A 23,427-nucleotide genomic window follows, 5' to 3' on the forward strand; every position below is an offset into this window, starting at 1 on the left:
CACCGTCGTAGGCCCGTGAGCCCGTGGGCTCGTGGGTCCTGGCGGCCGGGGCCGACCTGTCCGGCCGCCCGCGCCCGGTCACCTGGAAGGTTCGTCGTCGCAGCGACGGCAGAGACATGAAGCGACGACCATCAGGGGCCAAAGGGACTGAACGCATGTCACAAAACGTTCGGCAACACCGGCGGCACCTTGACGCTGCATTTCGATCAGGAACCAGCCTGCGCCGACGCCCATGAGAATCGTCACCGTGATGGAGGGCGCGGGCCGCAGTCCCCATGGTGCGGTTCCGCCGCGATCGGCGGCCAGGACCGGCCACACCGCCAGGAGAGTGAAACCGACCGCGACGACCGACCCGTGGACCAGTGACCCCCCGCTGCTCGGCACCGGGAGCAGAGCCACCACCAACGCCACCGCTCCACCGGCGCCCAGCGCCACACGTCCGGCAAGCGCGGCTGCGCGTAGCCCCCAGGCGGTGAGCAGATGGCAGAGGCCCAGACCGAGGAGTGCTCCGGTCATCACCCAGAATCCCGCAGCCCCATGGGCCCCATGGGCCCCAAGGACACTGATCGTCTGGGTAACCGGATCGTAGCCGGGCCCCTGCTGTAGTGCCGCGATCGTCCAGCCGCCGACCAAGAGGACGGGGGCGCACCCCGACGAAAGCAGGGCCCACCGGGGAACTGGTCGCATCAGCCCACCTTGACATCCTCTCCGCCCTAAAGGACCCCGTTGCTGATCTCTCAAATCTCCCCTCGTACCCGGTGCGGAAGCGGGATGGTGGGGTGGAGGATCGAGTTCGTTGGCGGTGATGTTCAAGTGTCGTTGGAGTCGTGGGCGGGTGGAGAGATCCCGGAGTTGACCCGGCGGGTGGCGCGCAGGGCCTTCCCGAAGAGCTCGTTGGCGATACGGCTGCGCGACAGTCTGGGACAGATCTTCGATGACGCACTGTTCGCGGCCGCGTTCCCGGCTGATGGGCGGCCGGCAGCCTCGCCCGGCGCGCTGGCGATGGTGTCGGTGATGCAGTACGCCGAGAGGTTGTCCGACCGCCAGGCCGCCGAGGCCGTGCGGGCGCGGATCGACTGGAAATACCTGCTGGGCCTGGATCTCGACGACAGTGGGTTCGACCACTCGTTGCTGGCCCGGTTCCGGGCCCGGCTGGTCGCACACGGACTTGAAGAGCGCGTCCTGGAGGCGGTGTTGGAGGCCGCCGCGGGCCAGGGGCTGCTGCGCCGGGGCGGACGCCAGCGCACCGACTCCACCCGGGTGGTCGCCGACGTGCGCCTGCTGAACCGGATGGAGTTCGTCGCCGAGACCCTGCGTGCTGCCCTGGAGGCGCTCGCCGCTGCTGCACCGGACTGGCTGGAGCAGTCCCTGGCAGAACGGGAGACCGACTGGCTGGGCCGGTACGGAGAGCGCGTGGACTCCTGGCACGGGCTGCCCGACGGCCAGGACCGCGACAGCTGGCTGCGTCAGGTCGGCGAGGACGGATTCCACCTGCTCACGGCTACCTGGAGGCCCGATGCGCCCGACTGGCTGCGCCGCATCCCCGCCCTGCAGATCCTGCGCCAGGTGTGGGTGCAGCAGTACCACCGTGGTCCGGGCGGCGTGCACGTCCGTGAAGGCGAGGACCTGCCCCCTGCGCACCAGATGCTGGTAAGCCCCTATGACACCGAGGCGCGCTACGGCACCAAGAAGACCATCAGTTGGACGGGCTACTGGCTGCACCTGACCGAGACCTGCGACGACGAAACACCCCGGCTGATCACGGACGTTGCGACCGCTACCGCGGCCGACGGGGACAGCGAGGCCCTGCCCGGCATCCATACCCGCCTCGCCGAGCGGAAGCTGCTGCCCACCGAGCAGCTCGTCGACAGCGGCTACGTCACGGCCGGCACCCTGGTCAGCGCCCGTCAGGAACACGGCATCGACCTCGTCGGCCCTGCACGCCCTGTCGCCGGAGGCGACGGCCTCCAACGGTTCGGCCACGACCACTTCCAGATCGACGACGTTCGACGTGAGGCGATCTGTCCGGGTGGGCACACCAGCGTCTCCTGGGCTGCCACCCGCAGCAGTCGCCGCACACGCGTCCCCTTGGTCCAGATCCGTTTCGACGCGGCGACCTGCCGTGTCTGCCCGCTGCGCTCGCAGTGCACGACAGCGGGCAACGGCAAGTGGGGGCGGGCACTCACCCTGCGCGAGCCCGCCCAGAGAGCGGCCCTCCAGCAGCGCCGCCGCGAACAGGAAACCGACGCCTGGCGGGATCGCTACCGCCGACGCGCCGGAATCGAGGCCACCGTCTGCCAGATCATCCACCGCACCCGCGCACGCCGCAGCCGCTACCGGACCGCAGCCGCCACCCACCTCGGACACTGCCTTGCCGCCACGGCCGTCAACCTCATCCGGATCGATGCCTGGCAGCAAGGCCACCGCCCTGAGCGCACCCGCACCACCCACTTATGCCGCCTCCTCGCGCGCCCCTCGAAATGAAAGATCAGCAACGGGGTCCTAAAGGGCGGAGATTCCCGCCTGCCTGCGGTGGTCACCGGCTTGGGCTTCGGGTGGGTTCCTGTTTCTTCGCGCTGCGCCGGGACGGGTCCCGGTCTTACCCGCGCTCCGCAGGCTGATACCGCCAGTCCGGCGGCCTTGGCGACGTTGACCGCCGGCACCCCGCTCGGCGGCACGCGCTCCTCCCACCTCGAAGCCCTCATCCTCGCGGTCTGACAGCCCGATTCGCGGATTCTCAGCAGAGTGCTGAAGGGTGAAGCACTGCGCAAGATCAGAGGTAGAACGCTCGGTCGTTCCTCCGCGCGGCACGCAGGCGGAGTGGAACCCGATCAGCTCACAGTCGGCTTCGCCGGACAGCGACGGCCCTGACCTCGACGTGTTGGCGGAGTCCACCGCCGAGATCCGAACGACGTGGTTCGAGCAGCGGGGCACACGCGGAGCGACCGAGCCACGTCGGCGTACCCGACCGGCCTGCCCTGCCGGGCCGGGACCGGCGCAGACGTGCTGCCCGCGCCGGCCAACAGGAGACCGTCCCCCGGTGGTCCGTACCGGTCGGGAAGCGCGCCGGCCGCCCCCGCCCGAAGCACCCGCGGCCGGGACTGCGGTGGCGTAGGCGGAACAGCCGGCTTCACACCGGATACGCGCCAGGGCTTGACCTGGACCGCCACCATCCATCACCCTTTCACTACTTGATTAGTTGAAGGGGGGTTGTAGTGATCGAATACCGGATCGACCGGGGCACAGGCATAGCCACGTACTTACAGATCGTGCAACAGACCAAGCGCGCCATGCGCTTGGGCCTGCTCGAGCCGGGCGACAGGCTGCCCACCGCCCGCGAGGTCGTGGAGGCGACAGCCATCAACCCGAACACCGTGCTCAAGGCTTATCGGGAGCTGGAGCGCGAGGGCCTGGTGCAGGCACGACGCGGCCTCGGCACGTTCGTGCAGAAGTCGCTGGAGGCGGCGGCGACTCAGTCTCCGCTCGCCGACGAGCTGGCCGACTGGATGAAGCGAGCCCACCTGGGCGGACTCGTTCGCGAGGACGTCGCCGCACTGTTCAGCTCCGCTCTGGAGCAGGAGTTCACGGAGGGGGAGCAATGAGCAGGGAACCGGCCGCGCTTGAGGCCCGAGGACTCGTGATGCGCTACGGCCGCCGCCGCGATCCGGTCCTGCGGGACTGCTCCTTCCGGCTGCCCGCCGGTCGGATATGCGCACTGGTCGGCCCGAACGGCGCCGGCAAGTCCACGCTACTGGCATTGGCGGCGGGGATTCTCCGCCCGACGGGGGGAACGCTGCGGGTGCTCGGGGCCGGCCCCGCCGAGTCTCGGCCGCGGATCGGCTACGTGGCGCAGACTCGTCCGCTCCATCCCCAGCTCACCGTGGCGGAGACGCTCCGGCTGGGCGCCGAGCTCAACAGGGGCCGCTGGGACCAAGAAGCCGCCGAACGCGCCGCGTACGCCGCCGGTCTGGATCCGAAGACCAGGATCCGTACCCTTTCCGGTGGCCAGCGCACCCGCGTCGCCCTGGCGCTGGCCTTGGGCAAACGGTCCGAACTGCTGCTGCTGGACGAGCCGATGGCGGACCTCGATCCAGTAGCCCGCCACCAGCTGATGGGCACCCTGCTGGCCGTCGCGGTCGAGCACGGCACCAGCGTCGTCATGTCCTCTCATGTCCTCACCGAATTGGAGGGCGCGTGTGACTACGTCCTGCTGCTCGGGGGCGGGCAGATCAGGCTCGCCGGGGAGAGCGAGGAGGTACTGACCGCGCACGCGCGCCTCACCGGCACCTCGTCCGACTTCACGCCGCACGCCGTCGTGGAGTCCGGCGCCACAGGCCGCGGCCATACCGCCCTCGTGCGCCCCCGGGGTCCGGTCGACACGGCCTCGTGGCTGGTCGAGCAACCCTCCATGGAGGAGCTGATCCTGACCCACCTCCGCAACCCCGGCGCTCCCGCCCTGTTCACGAGAAGCGCTTCGTCCGCACCGAGCCAGGAGGCTGTCGCATGACCACTCTCTCGCATTTCCCACGCAGGGGCCTGACCTGGGCGGTGCTGCGGCTGCACCGGGTGCCGCTCGGGGTCTGGGCGGCCATGGTCGTCGCCGGGGCCGGCGGGCTGCTCTGGCTCTACGAACTGGGACAGGGAGCTGCTTCGTACAGTGAGCGCTGTGGTGATGGCGCGGGGTTGCTGCAATGCACGGCAGGCGTGCGCCACTGGGGTCTTGAACTCCGGTACGCCCAGCTCCTCGCCTGGCTTCCGTGCGCCATCGCCGCCTGCGCAGGCGCTGCACTGATCGGCCGCGAACTGGAGCACGGCACCACCACCTTGGCGTGGACCCAGTCGGTGTCCCCCGTCCGCTGGCTCGCCACGAAGCTCGCTGTGCCGGCGGTGGCTCTCCTCGCTGGTACGGCGGTGCTGACCCTGATGTTCCGGTGGGCGTGGCTGTCCGGTCCCGGCGACGGCATCAACCGGTGGAACAGCGAATACTTCCACGCCGCCGGAGCAGTGGGCCCGGCGTACGTTCTGCTCGGACTGGCGCTTGGCGGGCTGGCGGCGCTGCTCACCCGCCGCACCGCCCCCGCGATGGGCCTGGCCTTGGTCGGCATCGGGTTGGCGTACCACCTGGGCGACCGAGTCCGGTCTTCCCTCTGGCCTGCGAGCGAGGTGCGGGGCCCGTGGGACTCGGCACTCAACCATGTCGATCAGCTCGAACTTGGGATGATCATGAAATCCGGGGAGCGCGTCAGCGGTCTCGACTGCCACAACCAGGCCGCGCCCGGCGATCTCAGTACGTGCCTGTCGGATCACGGGGCAGTCGACTTCTATGCGAAGATCCACCCGACCTCGCACTACTGGCCGATCCAACTGGTCGAGACCGGCATCGTCCTGGCACTGACCGCCGCTACGGTGGGCGCCGCGTTCTGGGTGCTGCGGCGCAGGCTTCCCTGACCGCCCGCTCCCGTGCGCCGCTTGGGCGGTCGTGCCGGCATCGTTGCGGCTGGGCAGTCAGTGCACGGTCAGGAGATGACCGGGTGTTGGCGAACCTGCCGGGCTGAGCCGTCCGGCCGGGTTCAGCGTTTGGCTGCTCGGGCGACGTGGGTCAGGGCACGGCGTCCGGCCGCATCACCACCCAGGATGGTCGTGAGGTGGTCCGCTAGGGTGACCCGTCGTCAACTACCGGGAGATCGTCGTGTCCACCCCGCCGCCACTCGGCTCGTACTCCTCCGCCCATCAGGGTGCCCCGTATGGCGGTGCACCGCACGCAAGCTCCTCGCCGTACGCACAGCATGCGACGTTCCCGTGGGGTGCTCCGTACGGGCCCCCCGCCGGGCCTTCATGCCAGGTGTGCGGTGCGCGGCCGGCCGCGCACGCGGTCATACGTGGACATCAGGGCTTTTTGGTGATCATGCGCTTCCTCAAGCGGGAAGGTGACTTCTGCCGCGACTGCGGCACGGCGTTCTACCGCCGGATGACCTCCGACACGCTGTGGCAAGGCTGGTGGGGCCCCTTGTCGATGGTCATCACGCCCTTCACCGTGCTCCTGAATCTCGGGTCGCGCGCCGTCTTCCGCCGCCTGACCGCTCCGGTCGGTGCCGTGCGGCGTCCTCTCGACCCCGGTAAGCGTGTACTGGCCCGGCCCCCGGCCCTCATCCCCCTCCTCGCCGTCGGCCTGGCGCTCGCCATGGTGACCGTTCTGGCAGTCATCGGCCTGGTGGCGGGCGGTGACAGGGCGGCGGCCCAGGTGTCGGTCGGTGACTGCGTCCGCAACAACGCGGCCTGGCCCGAGCAGGACATCGAGCGCATCAGCTGCTCCGACAGTGACAGCCAGTACCGCGTGTCGCCGGACGATTCCTGTCCCGCCGGCGCGTACGTCCTCTATCCGGACTACAGCAGGGACGGTTCGGCACTGTGCCTGGCACCGGTGCGCTGATCCCCTCCGGACACAGTGGCGACCCGGCTCCCCGGCGGAGAGGGGCTACGAGGATACGACCCCAGCGGGCGCGTTCCCTCGGCCTTCCGTACGCAGGGAGGCCGGCCTGACCCGGCTGCCCTGCTCTCCTCCCCCGGCGCCCCGGCCCTACCGCCCGTAGGGCTGACTTATCGTCACTTCTCGCTGGCAGTGCGACCGGCGGCAGGGGGATCCCGGGAGCCCTTCACACTCATCTCGCTCCGGCACGCCTCGGCCCGCCCTCGTGAGCAGCCCGGCTACCGGCTGACGGCCCGGCAGCTCCCGCGATCACAGATGCTTACACGGTTGTTTACAGAGAATCACGTTGCGGTCACGTTAATCGTACGCATCTTGACGCTTCCCCAACCACATAGTTGGCTTTCGGCCACCTTGGCCGCAATTGATGCGGCCTGCCAGGGAGCTTGGATTCAACCAATGAACGCACTTCTGCGTCGTACCGCAGTCGCAGCCGCCGCCTCAGCGATGGCCATGTCCCTCTTCGGATGCGGCACGAACGAGGAACCGAATGTGAGGCTGAGTGACGACATCGTTGTTGGTCTGCTGCTCCCGGAGAACCAGGCCGCGCGCTACGAGCAGTTCGACAAGCCGGTCATCGAGGAGCGCATCGCGCTTCAGACCAACAGCAAGGGCAGGGTCCGCTACGCCAACGCGAAGAACGACGCCGAGCTTCAGACGCGGCAGCTCGAATCGATGATCGCGGAGGACGTCGACGTGCTGATCGTGGACGCGGTGGACTCCAAGGCCATAGCCGGCGCGATAGAAAAGGCGGACGACGCCGGCATCCCGGTCGTCGCCTTCGACCGCCTCGCCGAGGGCCCCATCGACGGGTACGTCTCCTTCGACAACGAACAGGTGGGCCACATCCAGGGCAAGTCCCTGCTGAAGGCCCTGTCGGGCGAGGCCGGGGCCGGTTCGGGGTCCGGGGCGGCGTCGGGCAAGGTCGTGATGATCAACGGCGCCCTCACCGACCCGAACGCCGCCATGTTCAAGAAGGGCGCCCACACCGAGCTGGACAGCAAGGTCGAGATCGGCGTCGAGTACGACACCAAGGACTGGAAGCCGGAGAACGCCAAGGCCAACATGCAGGCCGCGATCGCCGCCCTCGGCAAGGACGCCATCACCGGCGTCTACTCCGCCAACGACGGCATGGCGGGGGGAATCATCGACGCGCTCAAGGCCGCCGGTGTCACCGACCTTCCGCCGGTCACCGGCCAGGATGCCGAACTCGCGGCCGTGCAGCGCATCGTTGCCGGTGATCAGTACATGACCGTCTACAAGCAGTACGCACCGGAGGCAGAGGCCGCCGCGGAGATGGCCATCCTGCTGGCCAGGCACATGTCGCTCGGCGCCGCCGCGCACACGGACATCGACACCCCGACCGAGAAGTCCGTCCCGACGGTGCGCATCCCCGTCATCGCGGTGACGGAGGACAACATCAAGGAGACCGTCGTCGCTGACGGCCTCTACTCAGTGGAGCAGATCTGCATCCCCAAGCTCAAGGCCGAATGCAAGCAGCTCGGGCTCGTGTAGTACCGCCGGGCCGGCCCTCGTACCCCGTACCCCGCGCCCCTTCACTCGCGGGACCTCATGGTGGCCGGTATCTCGATCCCGAGCCGGGCGTGCACCTCGTCATCCCCACGTGGGGCCCGCCGCGCCACACCGCGCGGCGGGCAGCACCACATTGCGCGGCGCTTCGATTCGAGTGGGGACGGATGCCATCGATGCCATGGCCATCACGCTGGTTGCGGCTCGGCGGCCGGCGCTTCCTGATTCCTGACCGGTCTGGTCACCTGTTTCGCCACACACTGCGGCATCCCCTGCGCGGGGCCCGTCGGATGGCGCCGGTAAGCGCCGGGCGGCATGCCGACCAGTTCGCTGAAGCGTGTACTGAAGGTGCCCAGCGATGAGCAGCCCACCGCGAAGCAGACGTCGGTGACGCTGAGGTCGCCACGGCGCAGGAGCGCTGCCGCGCGCTCGATGCGACGCGTCATCAGGTAGGCGTACGGCGACTCCCCGTAGGCAAGCCGGAACTGGCGGCTGAGGTGCCCGGCGGACATGTTCTCTCCGCGGGCGAGTGCCTCGACATTGAGCGGCTGGGCATACTGCCGGTCGATCCGGTCGCGGACGCGGCGCAGTCGCGCCAGGTCGCTCAGGCGCTGCGCCGCGGTGCGGGCGCGCCCCCAGGACGGGTGACACATGAGGTATCTCCACTTTCGTCGATGTCCGTGAGTGCTGGGTCGCACGCCTTGGCAGGCGTCGAGGTACTCGACGGTGGCCCGCGAGCACCGGCCGCCGTACTCCTCTCAAGTGGTCACGACGGTGGCCGTCGCGGCCGAATCGACGACCGGACGGCTCAGCGCAGCTCCTGGATGCGGATCAGGTTGCCCGCGGGATCGCGGAAGGCGCAGTCGCGGATGCCGTACGGCTGATCTGTCGGCTCCTGCACGACCTCCGCGTCGTGGGCCTGCACCTTCTCGAAGGTGGCGTCAAGATCTCTGGTGGCCAGCAGGATCCAGCCGTACGTGCCCTTGGCCATCATCTCGGCGATGGTGCGACGCTCGTCCTCGGTCACCCCGGGGTCAGCGGCGGGCGGCGCCAGGAGGATGGACGTGCCGGGCTGATCGGCGGGGCCGACCGTGATCCAGCGCATCTTCCCTTGTCCCACGTCGCTGCGGACCTGGAAGCCGAGGACGTCGCGGTAGAAGGCCAGGGACGCGTCGGGGTCGTCGTGCGGAAGGAAACTGGTGTGAATGGTGATGTCCATGCCCGTCATGCTAGGTGGGCCGCGTCTCCCCGCGCTTCTCGATTCCTGACCGATCCGGCCACCCGTTTCACTCCCCGCGACCGCGTCCCCCATCACGCGGACGCCACCCCTGTGCACCGCTGCCCCGGGCGCCCGCGATCTCCGCGACGGCCCCGCATCGCATCTGGGATCACGAGGACACGACAGGGCGGGGGCGGATAAACTCAAGTGGCCCGAAGGGCTGTGTAGTTCGGGAAGAGGTCGGCACTGACAGGCGTACCGCGTCGCTCCTGAGAGGGGATCGGGTGCGGGCACGGCGCCTTAGCCGATCCCTCTTCGAAAGGAGCTACATGGAACTCGCGGGATGGGTGACTGTCGGGACTGCGGCGGTCGTTGGGGGTTTCACTGTCGTGGGACACCTCTTCGACCAGGTCCCTGCTCTCTCCCAGAAGATAATCACCGCGATTCGGTCCGTTCGCGCCGTGCGCGATGAAGTGAGGGCCAGTCGGGAGTGATGACTGGTCGCGCCAGGAGGAGTTCCCCTGCCTCCTGGCGCGACGCGGTACTGGAGCCCAAGCCCTTCCTGCCCGGCCGCACCCGGAGCGCATGCCGTCGTCACGTGGAGCGCCTGGTTCGCTCAGCAGCCTTTGACGGATGGCCGTACCGTCGGCAGCCCCCACGGCTCCAGAGACCCGCTGATCAAGTCCGCCAGGAACTGAACAGCACCTGCTTCGTAGTGCCACCAGTCGCCATTGCGTGAAGCCACCGTGACAGTCCACTCGTCAGACCCGGCCCCGGCGGTGGTCCAGAGGAAGTAGTCGCCCGAGTACGACGTGGCCCACGGCAGCAGGCCCCCCGGCGCCGGGAAAGGGCGCAGCGGAAGGGACGTCTCCGCGTCCGCACACCACTCCGCCAGGATTTCGAGATCGTCGGAATCTTCTGCCCATGCCTTCTCCCGTCCGGGTGCCGGGAAGCCCACGAACAGGAAGTCGCCGAAGGCCAGGGACGGATAGGTGTCACCGAGCAGCTTGTAGTCCGAGGGCAGCCGCACGCCCAGGCCGGTCTCCACTCGCTCCCAGTCAATGCCAGCGGGACCCGTACGCCGCAGAGCAGGCAGCCCGGGTATTGCCCGGTCCAGAGCCTGAATCGCCGAAGCCGGATCAGTCAGTCGTCGATGCGGCACCTGGGTGCCGATGAGAGCGTCGTCCACGCCGGACAGGTTGCCAGGCGGATGGTTGCCGATCATCACCCGGTCCGCCGAGAGAAACGGCGCCCTTGCCACCCGCACCCGGCCGGAGGCCGTCCCTCAGCTGCCCGGTTCTGCGATGAAGTGCACCAACGCCGAGCCGCCTCGGCGGCAACGCACCCGGTTGAGGCGGCCGAGCTCCGCACAACGGCGGGACTCCTACCCGATCAGTTCTCCCGATGAGGTGACTTGAAAGGCCCGCCCGCGCACGGAGGCATCGGAGGTGTCCCCCTGGGCGCCCCCGCTGTCCGACCACGCGATGAACACGCTTTCGGCTCCGTCCCCGAAGGCCGCCGCGGCGCAGACCTGGGCACGGCCACCGGTCGTCGCCGAGCTGACCTGAACCTTCTCACTCAGCGAGAGCTGACTCTCAGAGCACATCTTCGCCATGACGGTGGGGACGGTCTGGAAGGTGACGGCGCTCTTTTCCACCCAGGCCAGCAGGAAACGCCCACCCGGCATCGGGGCAAGCGCCGGCCACGACCGGTTGAAGTCGCGCGGCGGGCCTGCGATCACACTGGTGATGACCGAACCGTCACCGTTCGGGTCGAAGATGCTGGCTTCCACGGTGGTCTGTGAGACACCGAGATCGCTGGGGCCGATGCCCTCGATGTGCGCGATGACGAACTTCCCGGTATCGAGAAGGGTCAATGAGTTCCTGCCCTGGAAACCGGACACGTTGGGTTGGATCTCGCCTCCCCGGGGCGATCCGTCGAAATTGAACACCCTGTAGGTGAGCCGATTTCCTCCGATCGACGAGGGATCACTCGTCCATGCGACGACGTAGTTTCCGTTCGCCAGCACCGTCACCGCCGGGCTGTTGTGGAACCCTTCGGTGGTGTTGACCGTCATCTCAGGACCGGACTTGTTGCCTTCGATGGTGAAGCGTTGGGCGCGAATCCGCTGGTCCTGGCGTGCCCCCGTCCATACGACGACGCAGCCGCCGTCGATCAGGCGCGTCAAGGAAGGCCGGTTCGTCGGGTCGATGTCGGTGGTGCTGACCCGCACTTGAGGCCCAGCCGGTTGCCCGTCGAAGAATCTTTGCATTTTCACCTGCGGGAGGGGTGGCGGAATGTTGAAGGGTTGTTCCGTCCAGACGACGAACGAGCCCGAGCCCGAGAATTCCAGAGCCGGCCATTGCCGGTTCGCGTTGCCGTCCGATGGAGTCGGTGCGGCAACGGGGAACTCCTGCCCGACTTTGACCCCATCCGTATTCAAGGTCTGTCCCTTGATGCTGACGTCACTCCCATCCGCCCACATTGCCTCGTACTGCGTACCGCGCACTGAGTCGACGCACGGTTGGGACTGACTGCCACTGGTTGTCGTGTTGATGAGAAGCTCACCCATGGCTTCCCTCCGTGTCCAGCTTGCTCCGCTTCACATCCGGGGAGCGGAGCCAGGCGCTTCAGCCGGATCGCGGGATCAAGGGAGCATCGCCCTGACCCGGCTGACTGTGGCTGATGGCAGAGCGCACGGCACGGATTTGCCCCGTGTTGTCACGATTTCAACGACACCGAGTGCGCTACTGACAACTGAGAATCCGACAGTTCCTTCAAAGGACTTGAGCGCAGAGTACTTACTTCAATACTCCTCCACAGGTCCCTCCCGCGCATGACGAGTGACAGCTGTGTGCCGCCACACGGAATAGCGCAACTCCGTTTCCTGCGGACGCTCGTTGAGCAATGAATCACCAACGCCGCCCCCTGCCCTGCACCTCGGCCAGGACGGCGTCATCACGGCCGCATCGTCGGCGGATCGACCGAGAGTAGTCACGTTCAGCGACGAAGCGGGCGTGGCGACTCACTCCACGTGACCGATCGGGGTCATGATGGCCGCCCGCGGCCGCGGTCGTCACGGCTCCCGCACGGGGGCGGGGCGCGGCCGGAACGGAGGAACGCACATGCCGAACGACGCGGTACGAGGGCCCCTTCCTGACCCATGGGAGCCGGTCACGATCACCGTCCCTGTGTCTGTGGCGAACAATCTCGACCAGATGCAGAACGTGATCAAGGAGGTGATGACGCAGTACGGGTGCAACACCTGCCACTCCGGAATCGACCTCAGGATCAAGATCGCCAGGGACTTCGTGGTCAACCCCGCTGGTGAGGTCTTCCAGGGCGTGGCCGTGCCGGTCAACCGGTAACGGCCGATGACGCAGCTCGGCGTGGGCCTCACCTACGTCCCCGGTCTCGATCGGATCCTCGACGCCTGCGCCGATCTGCTGGAGGTCGTCGAGATCGAACCGCAGACCCTCTGGCGCATCCGGGCCGACGGCACGATCTCGACCGACGAGGAGGTGCTGCGCAGGCTGGCGGACCTGCCCGGAGGCCGACTACTGCACGGCGTCGGCAACCCCGTCGGCGGAAGCCGGCTCCCGGACCCCCGGAACACGGCGCTCGTCGGCGAACTCGCCGAGCGGCTCGGCGTGCCGTGGGTGAGCGAACACCTGGCGTTCAATCAGGTCGACGCCCGCGGCGAGAGTTTTCACACCGGCTTCATGCTGCCTCCGCGCCAGACGCCCGCCGGCGTCCGGTCCGCCGTCCGGTCGGTCCGGGCCATGGCCGAGGAGCTCCCCGTGCCCCTCGCAGTGGAGATCGGTGCCAACTACCTGCGACCCCGGAACGACGAACTGGCCGACGGCGCCTTCGTGCGCCAGGTGGCCGAGGGCAGTGGCTGCGGGCTGCTGCTCGATCTACACAACGTGCTGACGAACCAGCGCAACGGCCGCGGCAGCGCGGACGAACTGATCGCGGCGCTGCCGCTGGACCGGGTCTGGGAGGTGCACCTCGCGGGTGGCCTCGACCATCGTGGCTACTGGCTGGACGCCCATCACGGCCTGCCCGACGAGGACCTCATGGCGCTCGCGGAACGGACTCTGCCCCTGCTGCCGGCCTTGCGCGCCGTATTGTTCGAAGTGACGCCGTCCGCCGTGCCGGAGCTGGACGCGCAGGCCGTCCGCACGGTGCTGACGCGACTGGACACGCTGTGGGACCGCCCGGAGAAGCTTCCGCCCCTGTCCGTGCCCCGCCCGGCGCGGCACACCGAGGGTCCGGACGACGGCACCGCGTCTCCGGAGGACTGGGAGTACGCCCTCGGAAGCCTGGCCCTCGGACGCGAACCGGCCACTCCCTTGGACCGGGAACTGGCGGCCGACCCCGCCATCGGACTGCTCCGGGAACTCATCACCGAGGCCCGAGGGGGCTCCCTGGCCGGCGCCTTGCCCAACGCGATGCGCCTGCTGTTCCTCACCCTCGGCGCTGCGGGGTTGCGGGACGTCCTGGACGCGTACAGCAGCGCCGAAACACCCCGTCTGTTCGCCTCGGAGGAGGCATCCGCGTTCGCGCGTCACCTGAGCCGTGTACGTCCAGAAGTTCCATGGTTGGAGGACGTGCTGGCCCTCGACCTCGGACTCCTCCATGTCCGCCTCGAGGGCAGCCCCCGCACCGTCAGCCTCACCACCGACCCGAACGCCCTGCTCGCCGCCCTGGGCGCGGGCCGGCTCCCGGTCGCGCCTCCGCGGGGGGAGTTCCAGGTACACCTCGTCGACGGGTGAGTCCGTGGAAAGACGGTAAGCCGCCGAGAGACGGTTCGTCCGAACCTGACGCCATGCGCCCGGCGGCCACAATTCCGAGTTGCGGCGCCCTGGTGCACGCACCTCGACCGCCCCGAACGGCGAGTCAGCAACCCTCGGAATGTACCCCTGGGGCACGCTTCTCGGGGAAGAAATGAATCCGGGACTTTGACTCGCATCGAAAAAACATCGTGCAGGAGGCCGAATGAACGCGACAGACTTGACCGGGACCTACACGTACCGAAGTTTCCACAACCGGCCGGAACTCGTCGACGACTTCAACAAGCTTTGGTTCGCACAGGCGGAGCTGAGGCTGGCCGTGGATTCGGCCGGAGCGATCAGCGGCGAGTTGGTGTTTCCCGCGGAGCCGGGCACCGAACCGCAATCCATGTACATCACCGGTAAGGTGTCGAACTCGTCGCCCGTGACCTTCACCTTGACGGGCAAAGGTCAGCCGGACACTTCCATCGCCGACTACCACTACGAGTACGACGGCATTGTCCTGCGCCACTGGGAAACCGGGGTGAATCAGCGCATGACGCTCGCCGGGACCGTGCTACGCGCGAAGGACCACGGAAGTGGCACCGCTGTGGCGCCGGCGGGCAAGACGGCCAGCTTCCTCGCGGTAAAGCGGGATGCCTGACACGTCTGTGACGGAGCCCGCCCGGACGCTGCGCGCCGGGCGGGCTTTCCACGCGGGCGCGCCACGCGGTCAGGTCAGCCGAACGTCCCTGGAGATGAAGAAGGGGGCGGGTTCATGAACCCCGGCCCGCTTCACGTGCTCGACCGTCGCTTCCAGGGCGCGGAGGCGCGAGTCCAGGTAGTCGGCCTCGGCGCTGCCCGGCTGAGCCCGCACGGCGAGTCGGGCCACAGGGTGATGAGGGTCGTGCCCGTGGTGCCCCGCGGGACCGCTCCACGGAGGGTCGAAACTCCACGGGACGGCCCCCGTCAGTTCGTTGGCCGCCATCCAGTCGTCGATCCGGGCGTCCACCCAGCCGTGAAGCTTCCAGAAGATCGGGTTGACATGAGAGGAGTAGAAGTCGGCCATCCAGTCGTAGCCGGCGTCGTCCCATCGAGGGTCGACGTTGAAGTAATCCTTGTCCGGCCGGTAGCCGGGCATTTCGGCTGACCAGCGCAGGTGCATCGTGTTGTGGATGGTGTACTCGACCAGGGCGCCGAGACGGCCGAGTGACATTCCCCGCAGCCTCGCCGGGTCCGTGAATTTCGACTCCCAGTCACGGATCTGGGCGAATGACTCCGGGCTCTTGGCACCGCGGATGTCCTCGGTTGTCACCAGGACACCGATCGGGACATCGAACGGGGGCGGGACCGGGTACTCACTGTCTTCCGGAGCGGGAACGGTCGGCCATCCCTCCACCCGTACATGCTGGGGATCACCCAGCTCGGCAAGTATGTCGTTGACTGCGGCGATCATCTCCCGGTGCATGAACAGGAAATCCTCACCAGAACCATTTTCAAGTTCTATGGCCCGAGGGGGAGCCGATATTGACGGGCGCGGCGGTTCCCAGCCGTGGTGGCGGAGCACCTCCTGCTGTTCCGGCGTCATAATCGCCCAGTCGTCGCGGGCGGTGTGCCACAGCAAGTGGTGCAGGCGCACAGCTCGGTCGGCCATGGCGTCGATCACGGGCTTGGGCAATGCGGTCATGTCGCTGGACCTCCTGAAGTGAACAAGGACGGCGTCCGCTGCGGAGCGGTTGTTGATCGCAGTGGGGCGTGCGATACGGCGAGCGCACCGGTCAGCGGTTCAAGCAAGCGAGCCGGTACGAGCCGTCCCTCCCGGCGTTCACTTCGACGTCCGTGATCGATGGGCTGCGACAGGTGATCGGCGACAGGCAGCTGGGGCGAGCCTCGGCCCATGGACATGGGCGTCGTGTGACCAAACCACTCGTTATTCCACTGTGACGCACGTCACTCTCCGCTGCATCTGGTGAGCGAACCTGAGCGCGGTCAGGGGCCGGACGGCGGTGATGCGTTGAGTCCTCCTTCAGGGTCTCCGTCCTCCGTCGCAGGGCGGAGACGGTCCGCCGTAGCAGACGACGCACGGCTGCCATGTCCGCGGTCAGCATGGGCGTCATGACGACAGAGAACGCTCAACTCCGCGCCGCCGCGCCCGCGCCGGTCTGGGCACGCCGCGCCGCCCACGCCATCGCGTTGTGCGCAGTCCCGTCGGGTCTGTGGCGTATAGCCATGGCATCCGGCGTATACGTGGGCTACAGCGACCAGGTGCTGCGCGACGTCTACGGAATCCCGGGCTGGGGCATCGCATACGTCGTCGGACTGTCCGTTGTCGCCGAGCTGGCCGCTCTGTTTCCACTGCTGCTCGTCACCGACCGTTGGCGGCCGCTGCCGCCCCGGGCCCTCGCCGCGCTCGCCTGGACCGCCTCGGGCATCCTGGTCCTGGTGGCGCTGTGGCAAGTCGCGGTCGCTTTCACCGTCGAGAGCCAGACGTACTTGTCGAGCGGTCCAGCCGGGGCGGTCTGGGCAGTCGCTTTCGCCCCGCTGCTCGCCATCCCCGCACTCATGACCGCGGTGACCTGGTCGTACGCAAAACGGCACCGGGCACGAAGGCGGGCGTAGCCTCCACCCGGCATCGAAACGGTTACTCAGGACCGAACACGCGCAGCACTACCGCCGTGGCATCCGCGTCTCTCCCTCAAGGCGCGCAGGAGCGCAGTCCGCAGCGAGGGGAAGGGCAATCACCAGCTGAACACCCCGGCGGCTCAGCGGGGATCGCCGTACGAGGCTTCCTCCATCGCCCGGAGGAGGAGTTGGAACTCCGCGTCGTCCACGGCATGGCTCACCCGCCCGATCTGCACCGGGCACCGGCTCACCAGCGACGCGGCAAACTCCAGCACCGCCGTCTGGCTCCTGCTGGTCCCTCGGGACCACCCCGGAGTCTTCAGGAGGTGGCCGACGCCGTCCCAGTCGACCGTGGGACACCGGCCGGAGGGGTCGATCAGCTGATGGTCGACCAAGGCCGCCAGTTCCTGGTCGCTGGTCAGGCGCCGTAGCCAGTAGCCGTCGCTGTGCGCCCCCAGCAACTTCGTCGCCGCCCGCATCGGCTCGTTCACCACCCCCTCCAGCAACCTCTCGGCAAGCTCCTCACCCGTAGTGCTGTCGCTGACCACAGTCATCGGCATCTCATCTCCATCCGTCGTGAAGCGAGGCCACCGGCGGGCGGCGCAGGACTTCACTCTGCGCGGCAGCACCGGCCGGCTTGCGGCAAACACGCCGACGATCCACCAGACACCACCTCCATATGGGTCTGGATGACGTCAGCGACCCCGTCCCGGCTCGCAGGACCAGCACGGACAAGAGGCCCCCGGCGAGAGGCAGGCGGCCCGGCCGGGAGGCGGGGGTGTGCATCCAGCCAATCCCGTGGGGGGAAGTACGGTCGGGAAGCGCAGGGTCCCGTACGGGAATGCGCCCCGGCGGCTCCGCCGGTCCTGGCGGCGTCTCTTCGTCACCACACCGGCCGCGAACTCCTCGGAGCGCAGGTCGAATCGTTTTTCCGGCAGCTTTTAACGCTGGAAGAAAATTGTTTCATCTTCGACGAAGTCCTTGAACCGCACCGCGTAAATCCGACCACATCTGCAATTTACATCTCGTCCTATTTTTCGTGGCGGTCTTGCCATCGCCTCCACATGTACCGGTAGCTATTGCGTACACCCGCTTCCCGTTCCGGGCTCCCGATGACCCCTGGACAGGCCGGCCTCGCGACGTGCGGTCGGCCGGGGAAGCGGCGTGACACCCGTACGTGAGGAGAGGCCATGAAGAAGGCTTACGAAGCACCGACGCTCGCCCGGCTGGGGACGTTCCGTAAGAAGACGGGACTCCTCCAGAGTTCCGGCAACGACCGGCTGATCCTGAGCAAGAACTGACGGCTGACGGTTCTGATCCGACGCCATGACTGAACTGCACGAGAGTGCGGGGGCGGGCCCCGGCGACGCGCACTTCACGGTCTTCACCGACTGTCAGGACGCGGCCGCCGTGGCCCGCTCCCTCTCCCATCCCCGAGCACGAACCCTGAAGCACCCCTCGGGCCGGCCCTGGCTCGTCGGGCAGTGGCACGACCAGGAGATCACCACCGCGCGTGCCGGCCACGCCGCGCTCGCCGTCATCGGCACGTGCCCCATCGACTCGGCGGAGCTCGAACGCCATGCCGGGCGCCTGCGCGATCTCGCCGGACTCGACGCCCTGGCCCGCTCCCTGCCGGGCAGCTTCCATCTCGTCGCCGCGCTCGACGGACGGCTCAGGATCCAGGGGACCGCTTCCGGTCTCCGGCTGGTCTTCCACGCTCCCGTCAGCGGGGTCCAGGTGGCTGCCACCAGTGCTGAGGTACTGGCCGCCGCGCTCGGCGCCGAGCCGGACGAGGAGCAGCTGGCTGTCCGGCTGCTGTGGCCCGTTCCCCATCCACTCGCCGAGACCCCCATGTGGCGGGGCATCACCGCCGTGTCCCCGCATGACGCACTCGTCGTCTCGGCGGACGGGCGGACCGTGCGCCACTCCCGCTGGTGGACGCCGCCGGAGCCGGTACGCACGCTCGCCGACGGCGCGCCCCTCGTCCGCGAAGCGCTCGCCGAGGCCGTCGATGCCCGTACGCGGCAGGGCGGTGTGGTCAGTTGCGATCTCTCCGGCGGACTGGACTCCACCTCCGTCTGTTTTCTCGCCGCGCGATCGCCGGCCCGGGTGGTGGCGAGCACCTGGCCCGGACGCGATCCCGCCGACACCGACCTGTACTGGGCCGAACAGGCCGCCCGGTCCCTGCCGGACGTCGAGCACGTCGTCTGGGACGCCGATGCCTCACCGCTCGTCTACAGCGGCCTGCTCGGCATCGACGACCTGTTGGACGAACCGACCATCGGCGTCATGGACCGGTCACGCGTCCTGCACCACCTGCCCGGACTGGCCGAGCGCGGCAGCCGACTGCACCTTACCGGCATCGGCGGTGACCACGTGGCCTGGTGCTCGGAGGCGTACTACCACCGGCTGCTGCGCACCCGGCCGCTGTTCGCCCTGGGCCGGCTGCGCGGCTTCCGGGCGCTGTGGCAGTGGCCGGTCGGAGACGTGGCGCGTGCGCTGGCCGACTCGCGGCCGTACGGTAAGTGGCTGGCCGACTCCAGCGGTCGCCTGCGCGACCCGCTGGCCTCCACCGTCCGCACCAGCCTCGGGTGGGGCATGCCGCCCCGTCTCTTCGGCTGGGTCACTCCCGACGCTGAGCAGATGGCCCGGCGGGCGCTGCGCGAGGCCGCGGCGAAGGCGGTCCCGCTACACCCGGATCGTGGCCTGCACACCGATCTCGAACAGATCCTCGCGTGTACGCGCATCATCCGTCAGTGGGACCGTATGGCGGCCCGGGCCGGGGTGCCGATGGCGTCACCGTTCCTCGACGACCGTGTGATCGAGGCATGCCTCGCGGTCCGTCCGGGCGAGCGGGTGACTCCCTGGGCGTACAAGCCCCTCCTGACCGCCGCCATGAGCGGGATCGTGCCCGATGCGTGTCTGCGACGTACCAACAAGGCCGCCGCGTCCATGGACGCCTCCAACGGTTTGCGCGAACACCGAGCGGACCTGCTGCGGCTCTGGGAAGACTCGCGGCTGGAGCAACTCGGTCTGGTGGACGGCGCAGCCCTGCGCCGGCTTGCCCAGCGGCCGGCCACCCCCGAACTGCGCGACGCGATCCTCTACTCGACCATCGCCGCCGAGGTGTGGTTGCGCGGACTCAGCCGCTCCCCCGGCCCCAGGGCGCCGGCCGCCCGATGACGACAGTTCCTCAGCGGAAAGGCACACGCATGGCATTGAAATTCGGCGCCAATGTCTCCACTGCCGAGACCGACTACGGCACTGTTCTTCTCGATGAACGGGCCGGGGAATACTGGGAATTGAATCCCACGGGCACGCTGGTCGTCCGTACGCTCATGGCGGGTGGTGACGAAGCGGACGCGGTGGCCGCACTCACCGAAGAATTCGACATCAGTGCTTCGAGGGCGAAGCAGGATGTCGACGCCCTCGTACGGCAACTGCGGACCTCGGGGCTGGCCGAATGACGACGCCGAGCGCACTGGAGCGGCCCACCGGAGTGCCCTTCGCGCGACGACTGGCCGCCCGTCTCGTTCTGCTCCCCGCGGTCGCTCTGTCCTTCCTGCCGCCACGGCGGATCCGCGTTGTACTCGGTGTCGTCCGTGGCCGGGCCAGGCCGGCCACCGCCGCCGAGGCCAAACGCGCGCGGGATGCCATGTGCGCGGTGAGCCTGCGCTGCGCCGGCCCCAAGGGCTGCCTGCCCCGTTCGTTGGGCGCCGCCCTTCTGTGCCGCGTCTCGGGAACATGGCCGACCTGGTGCACCGGGGTACGCGTGGTGCCGCCGTTCACGGCACACGCCTGGATCGAGGCGGACGGCCGGCCCGTGGACGAAGGCGTACCGGACGACTATTTCACTCGGCTGATGACGGTCACCCCGGCGGACCGATCGGGCCGATGACCGGCACCGTCGTGGAGCAGGCGCAGCCGGCGGCCGAAGGCGACCGCTCGACGCGGGCCGCGGTCGCCACCATGTACCGGCTCACCACCGGGCACCGGTCTTCGGTCGCCGTCGCCACCGTGCTCACTCTGGTGGGCTCCGCTCTGGGCCTCGCTCAGCCGCTCGTCGCCAAGCATGTCGTGGACGCGAGCGGCCGGGGGCAGGTGTTGTGGCCGCTGTTGCTGCTGCTCGCGGTGCTGTTCGTCACCGAGGCGGCGACGGGTGCGGTGGGCCGCTTCGTACTGGAGCGCATGGGCGAAGGCGTCGTACGAGGGCTGCGCCACGGCCTGGTGGGGCGGCTGCTCCGGCTGGAGATGAGGGAGTACGACCGGCACCGCAGCGGTGACCTCGTCTCCCGGGTCACCGCGGACACCACCCTGCTGCGGGAAGTCGTGTCCCAGGCGCTGGTCGATCTGGTGACGGGGGCTCTCGTCGCGGCGGGCGCGATCGTCCTCATGATCTGGATCGACCCGCTGCTGCTGCTCCTGGTCGCTCTGACCGTGGCCGCCGCCGCCATGATCGTTGCCTCACTGCTCAAGGGCATCCGGGTCGCGTCAGAACGTATGCAGAACTCCGTGGGCGCGATCGCCGCAGAGCTGGAACGCGCCCTCGGCGCGCTCCCGATGGTCCGGGTCCACCGCGCCGAGGACCGTGAAGCGGCCCGCATCGGAGAGCGCGTCGAAGCGGCCTACGACGCCGGTGTACGGACCGCGAAGCTCGCCTCCGTCATGAGCCCGGCCGTCGAACTCGCCGTCCAGGGCTCCTTCCTGATCGTCCTGGTGATCGGCGGCCTGCGGGTGAACGGGCAGGCCAACTCACTCGGCGACCTGGTGGCCTTCCTGCTGTACGCCTCGTACCTGGTGCTGCCGTTGTCGTCGGTCTTCCGCGCGGTCGGTCTCATCCAGCGCGGCATGGGCGCCTACCAGCGCGTCGAGCAGGCACTGTCCCTGCCGGCGGAGCCCTCCGCGGAGAAGCCGGCTGTCCGGGCGCGTACGCGCGAACCGGCCAGGCATGTCGCCTCGCGCGAGGAGCCCGTCCTCGCCCTGCGGGACCTCTGCTTCGGCTACACGCCGGGCCGGCCGGTGCTGCGGGGCCTGTCCTTCACCGTCGCACACCGGCAGCAGGTCGCCCTGGTCGGCCGGTCGGGTGCCGGAAAGAGCACGGTCTTCGCCCTCATTGCCAGGTTCTACGAACCGGACTCCGGAACCCTGTTGTTCGACGGCCTTCCCACCACGGGACTGAGCCGCGCGGCCTGCCGTGAACGCATCGCCGTCGTCGACCAGAACACCCACGTCGTCCATGGCACGCTGCGGGACAACATCACCTACGCCGTTCCCGACGCCACCGAGGCCGATGTGCGGCGCGTCGTCGAGCTCGCCCAGCTCGACGGGGTCGTACGACGGCTGCCGGGTGGCCTGTCGGGTGTGCTCGGCGAACGCGGCGGCACCCTCTCGGCAGGAGAACGTCAGCGCGTCGCCCTGGCCCGCGCGCTGCTCGCCCGCCCCGCTCTCCTCCTGCTCGACGAGCCCACCTCCCACCTCGACACGATCAACGAAACCGCGCTCACCACCGTGATGAGGGACGTCGCCCAGGAGTGCTCCGTTCTGGTCATCGCGCACCGACTCTCCACGGTCCAGCACGCCGACCGCATCGTCGTACTGGAGGACGGCCGCACCGCCGCCTGCGGACAGCACCAGGACCTGCTCACCAGCAGCCCCGCCTACCGCGAGCTGGCCGCCGGGCAGATGCTCCGCCCGGCCGGCGCGCGGGCCTCAGCCGTCGCGACCACCCCGATCCACCCCCGGCACCGGCCGTGAACCGGGCGAGAGGCACCACGCCGGCGCCTCCTCCACGAGTGCGAACCGGTCCGCGGTTCGGAGGACCGGCTGAATCTCGTGCGGGTGCCCGGTGCCTTTCCCCAAAGGTGTGGGCGTGACGTAGCGGGCGGGGGCCGGGACGACGAGGATGCCCGCCATGGCCACTGACAACGACCTCGCCGCCGTACGTTCGACACACTCGACGCCCCTGGTTTTCGGTGCGGGGGCGGTTGTCGGCGTTCTGGGCGGGTTGGTCGGTCTGGGTGGCGCGGAGTTCCGCCTGCCGCTGCTGATCAGCCTTTTCGGGTTCGCCGCGCTCTCAGCGGTCATCCTGAACAAGGCGATGAGCCTCGTCGTGGTCCTGGTCGCTCTGCCCGCCCGCCTGGCAGCGGTGCCGGCGTCCGAGGTGGGCGCACACTGGCCTGTCGCGATCAACCTGCTGGCCGGGAGTCTGCTGGGCGCCTGGGCCGGAGCGACCTGGGCGGTGCGCATGCGCGGTTCCACCCTTCACAAGGTCCTGGCGGTGTTGATGGTGTTCATGGCCGCCGGCTGCTGGTCACACACACCACCACCGTGGGGACGCCGGCGCTGCCGCTGTGGGCTCAGGTGCCTTGTGGCGTCGTGGCCGGGTTCGGGATCGGGGTGGTCGCGGCGATCATGGGCGTGGCGGGTGGCGAGCTGCTGATCCCGACGATCGTGCTGCTGTTCGCGGTGGACATCAGAGCCGCGGGCAGCCTCTCCCTGCTGGTGTCGCTGCCGACCATGCTGGTGGCCTTCGTCCGCTACAGCCGTGACGGCAGCTTCGCGGTGCTCAGTACCCACCTCCGCTTCACCTTGATCATGGCCGCGGGCTCGGTCGCCGGTGCCGTGCTGGGCGGGCTGCTCCTCGGTGCGTTCCCGGAACTGGTGCTCATCCCCGTGCTGGTCGTGATCCTGCTCGTTTCCGCACTCAAGCTCGCCCGTCACGCCTGAGCGCGCGGTGTCGCCCCGGCCGCGGTGGCCGGCCGCGATGCCGGTGGCGTGGGCCACGGCGCAACTGTGAG

At 68.9% G+C, this 23,427-nt stretch carries 23 protein-coding genes and 1 pseudogene; 17 read left to right on the forward strand and 7 right to left on the reverse strand.

Features of this window, described 5'->3' with window-relative positions; translation table 11 throughout:
• Nucleotides 1-78: 78 nt before the first annotated feature.
• Entirely contained in the window at nt 79-687 is a 609-nt protein-coding gene (locus AS594_RS40795; protein WP_079148323.1) for a DUF998 domain-containing protein, read from the reverse strand.
• A 126-nt stretch (nt 688-813) separates the two neighbouring features.
• Here AS594_RS40795 and AS594_RS02895 point away from each other — a divergent pair, with 126 nt between their 5' ends.
• From AS594_RS02895 to AS594_RS02920, 6 genes and pseudogenes are all read left to right on the forward strand, one after another.
• Nucleotides 814-2,484 (forward strand): IS1182 family transposase, encoded by a 1,671-nt coding sequence (locus AS594_RS02895; RefSeq protein ID WP_079144794.1) that lies wholly within the window; start codon nt 814-816, stop codon nt 2,482-2,484.
• 731 nt (nt 2,485-3,215) lie between these two features.
• Nucleotides 3,216-3,602 carry a GntR family transcriptional regulator gene (locus AS594_RS02900; protein ID WP_069933493.1) on the forward strand — a complete coding sequence of 129 codons (387 nt, stop codon included), beginning with the start codon at nt 3,216-3,218 and terminating at the stop codon, nt 3,600-3,602.
• 38 nt (nt 3,603-3,640) lie between these two features.
• Nucleotides 3,641-4,100, forward strand: a pseudogene (locus AS594_RS48360) (ATP-binding cassette domain-containing protein); the annotation flags it as partial.
• A 403-nt stretch (nt 4,101-4,503) separates the two neighbouring features.
• Entirely contained in the window at nt 4,504-5,448 is a 945-nt protein-coding gene (locus tag AS594_RS02910; protein ID WP_069933491.1) for a hypothetical protein, read from the forward strand.
• 457 nt (nt 5,449-5,905) lie between these two features.
• The gene (locus AS594_RS02915) at nt 5,906-6,430 is read left to right on the forward strand and encodes an LppU/SCO3897 family protein (RefSeq protein WP_069933996.1); all 525 of its coding nucleotides are present in this window, start codon (nt 5,906-5,908) and stop codon (nt 6,428-6,430) included.
• A gap of 453 nt (nt 6,431-6,883) precedes the next feature.
• The gene (locus tag AS594_RS02920; RefSeq protein ID WP_069925512.1) at nt 6,884-7,999 is read left to right on the forward strand and encodes a sugar ABC transporter substrate-binding protein; all 1,116 of its coding nucleotides are present in this window, start codon (nt 6,884-6,886) and stop codon (nt 7,997-7,999) included.
• Nucleotides 8,000-8,202: 203 nt separating this feature from the next.
• Here AS594_RS02920 and AS594_RS02925 read toward each other — a convergent pair whose 3' ends face one another.
• The 4 genes from AS594_RS02925 to AS594_RS02940 all read right to left on the reverse strand — a co-directional run bounded on the left by AS594_RS02925 (nt 8,203) and on the right by AS594_RS02940 (nt 11,805).
• On the reverse strand, nt 8,203-8,667 hold the full coding sequence (locus AS594_RS02925; protein WP_069925513.1) for a helix-turn-helix transcriptional regulator: 465 nt from the start codon (nt 8,665-8,667) through the stop codon (nt 8,203-8,205).
• A gap of 155 nt (nt 8,668-8,822) precedes the next feature.
• On the reverse strand, nt 8,823-9,233 hold the full coding sequence (locus AS594_RS02930; RefSeq protein ID WP_069930226.1) for a VOC family protein: 411 nt from the start codon (nt 9,231-9,233) through the stop codon (nt 8,823-8,825).
• 616 nt (nt 9,234-9,849) lie between these two features.
• Nucleotides 9,850-10,422, reverse strand: coding sequence for an SMI1/KNR4 family protein (locus AS594_RS02935; protein WP_069930227.1), 573 nt, complete (start codon nt 10,420-10,422; stop codon nt 9,850-9,852).
• A gap of 195 nt (nt 10,423-10,617) precedes the next feature.
• Nucleotides 10,618-11,805, reverse strand: a complete 1,188-nt coding sequence (locus AS594_RS02940; protein ID WP_069925514.1) for a hypothetical protein — start codon at nt 11,803-11,805, stop codon at nt 10,618-10,620.
• A 625-nt stretch (nt 11,806-12,430) separates the two neighbouring features.
• On the opposite strand from AS594_RS02940, the gene AS594_RS44450 reads away from it, so the two are divergent.
• The 3 genes from AS594_RS44450 (at nt 12,431) to AS594_RS02955 (ending at nt 14,672) form a co-directional block, all read left to right on the forward strand.
• Nucleotides 12,431-12,601 carry a hypothetical protein gene (locus AS594_RS44450; RefSeq protein WP_167367977.1) on the forward strand — a complete coding sequence of 57 codons (171 nt, stop codon included), beginning with the start codon at nt 12,431-12,433 and terminating at the stop codon, nt 12,599-12,601.
• Nucleotides 12,602-12,607: 6 nt separating this feature from the next.
• On the forward strand, nt 12,608-14,011 hold the full coding sequence (locus tag AS594_RS02950; protein ID WP_069933490.1) for an MbnB/TglH/ChrH family RiPP precursor modification enzyme: 1,404 nt from the start codon (nt 12,608-12,610) through the stop codon (nt 14,009-14,011).
• A gap of 223 nt (nt 14,012-14,234) precedes the next feature.
• Nucleotides 14,235-14,672, forward strand: a complete 438-nt coding sequence (locus tag AS594_RS02955) for a hypothetical protein (protein WP_069925517.1) — start codon at nt 14,235-14,237, stop codon at nt 14,670-14,672.
• A 69-nt stretch (nt 14,673-14,741) separates the two neighbouring features.
• Here the strand turns inward: AS594_RS02955 and AS594_RS02960 are convergent, their stop codons facing one another.
• Entirely contained in the window at nt 14,742-15,695 is a 954-nt protein-coding gene (locus AS594_RS02960) for a Tat pathway signal protein (protein WP_141747147.1), read from the reverse strand.
• A 419-nt stretch (nt 15,696-16,114) separates the two neighbouring features.
• Between AS594_RS02960 and AS594_RS02965 the strand changes: the two genes are divergently transcribed.
• Complete coding sequence (locus AS594_RS02965; RefSeq protein ID WP_069933995.1) at nt 16,115-16,627, forward strand: hypothetical protein; 513 nt, start codon at nt 16,115-16,117, stop codon at nt 16,625-16,627.
• A gap of 143 nt (nt 16,628-16,770) precedes the next feature.
• Here AS594_RS02965 and AS594_RS02970 read toward each other — a convergent pair whose 3' ends face one another.
• Complete coding sequence (locus AS594_RS02970; protein ID WP_069925519.1) at nt 16,771-17,190, reverse strand: hypothetical protein; 420 nt, start codon at nt 17,188-17,190, stop codon at nt 16,771-16,773.
• 630 nt (nt 17,191-17,820) lie between these two features.
• Between AS594_RS02970 and AS594_RS42785 the strand changes: the two genes are divergently transcribed.
• The 7 genes from AS594_RS42785 (at nt 17,821) to AS594_RS45940 (ending at nt 23,356) form a co-directional block, all read left to right on the forward strand.
• Nucleotides 17,821-17,931 (forward strand): keywimysin-related RiPP, encoded by a 111-nt coding sequence (locus AS594_RS42785; RefSeq protein WP_107357993.1) that lies wholly within the window; start codon nt 17,821-17,823, stop codon nt 17,929-17,931.
• A gap of 25 nt (nt 17,932-17,956) precedes the next feature.
• Nucleotides 17,957-19,813 (forward strand): lasso peptide isopeptide bond-forming cyclase, encoded by a 1,857-nt coding sequence (locus AS594_RS02975; protein WP_069933489.1) that lies wholly within the window; start codon nt 17,957-17,959, stop codon nt 19,811-19,813.
• Nucleotides 19,814-19,842: 29 nt separating this feature from the next.
• Entirely contained in the window at nt 19,843-20,097 is a 255-nt protein-coding gene (locus AS594_RS02980) for a lasso peptide biosynthesis PqqD family chaperone (RefSeq protein ID WP_069925521.1), read from the forward strand.
• Nucleotides 20,094-20,528, forward strand: coding sequence for a lasso peptide biosynthesis B2 protein (locus AS594_RS02985; RefSeq protein ID WP_069925522.1), 435 nt, complete (start codon nt 20,094-20,096; stop codon nt 20,526-20,528). The genes AS594_RS02980 and AS594_RS02985 overlap by 4 nt, the downstream gene beginning before the upstream one ends.
• Complete coding sequence (locus AS594_RS02990; RefSeq protein WP_069925523.1) at nt 20,525-22,384, forward strand: ABC transporter ATP-binding protein; 1,860 nt, start codon at nt 20,525-20,527, stop codon at nt 22,382-22,384. The genes AS594_RS02985 and AS594_RS02990 overlap by 4 nt, the downstream gene beginning before the upstream one ends.
• Nucleotides 22,385-22,541: 157 nt before the next feature.
• Nucleotides 22,542-23,069, forward strand: coding sequence for a TSUP family transporter (locus tag AS594_RS45935; RefSeq protein WP_240508915.1), 528 nt, complete (start codon nt 22,542-22,544; stop codon nt 23,067-23,069).
• The gene (locus AS594_RS45940; protein ID WP_240508916.1) at nt 23,042-23,356 is read left to right on the forward strand and encodes a TSUP family transporter; all 315 of its coding nucleotides are present in this window, start codon (nt 23,042-23,044) and stop codon (nt 23,354-23,356) included. The genes AS594_RS45935 and AS594_RS45940 overlap by 28 nt, the downstream gene beginning before the upstream one ends.
• The last annotated feature ends 71 nt before the right edge of the window (nt 23,357-23,427 follow it).

Origin of the sequence: Streptomyces agglomeratus (assembly GCF_001746415.1) — a bacterium.
Taxonomy (GTDB): Bacteria; Actinomycetota; Actinomycetes; order Streptomycetales; family Streptomycetaceae; genus Streptomyces; species Streptomyces agglomeratus.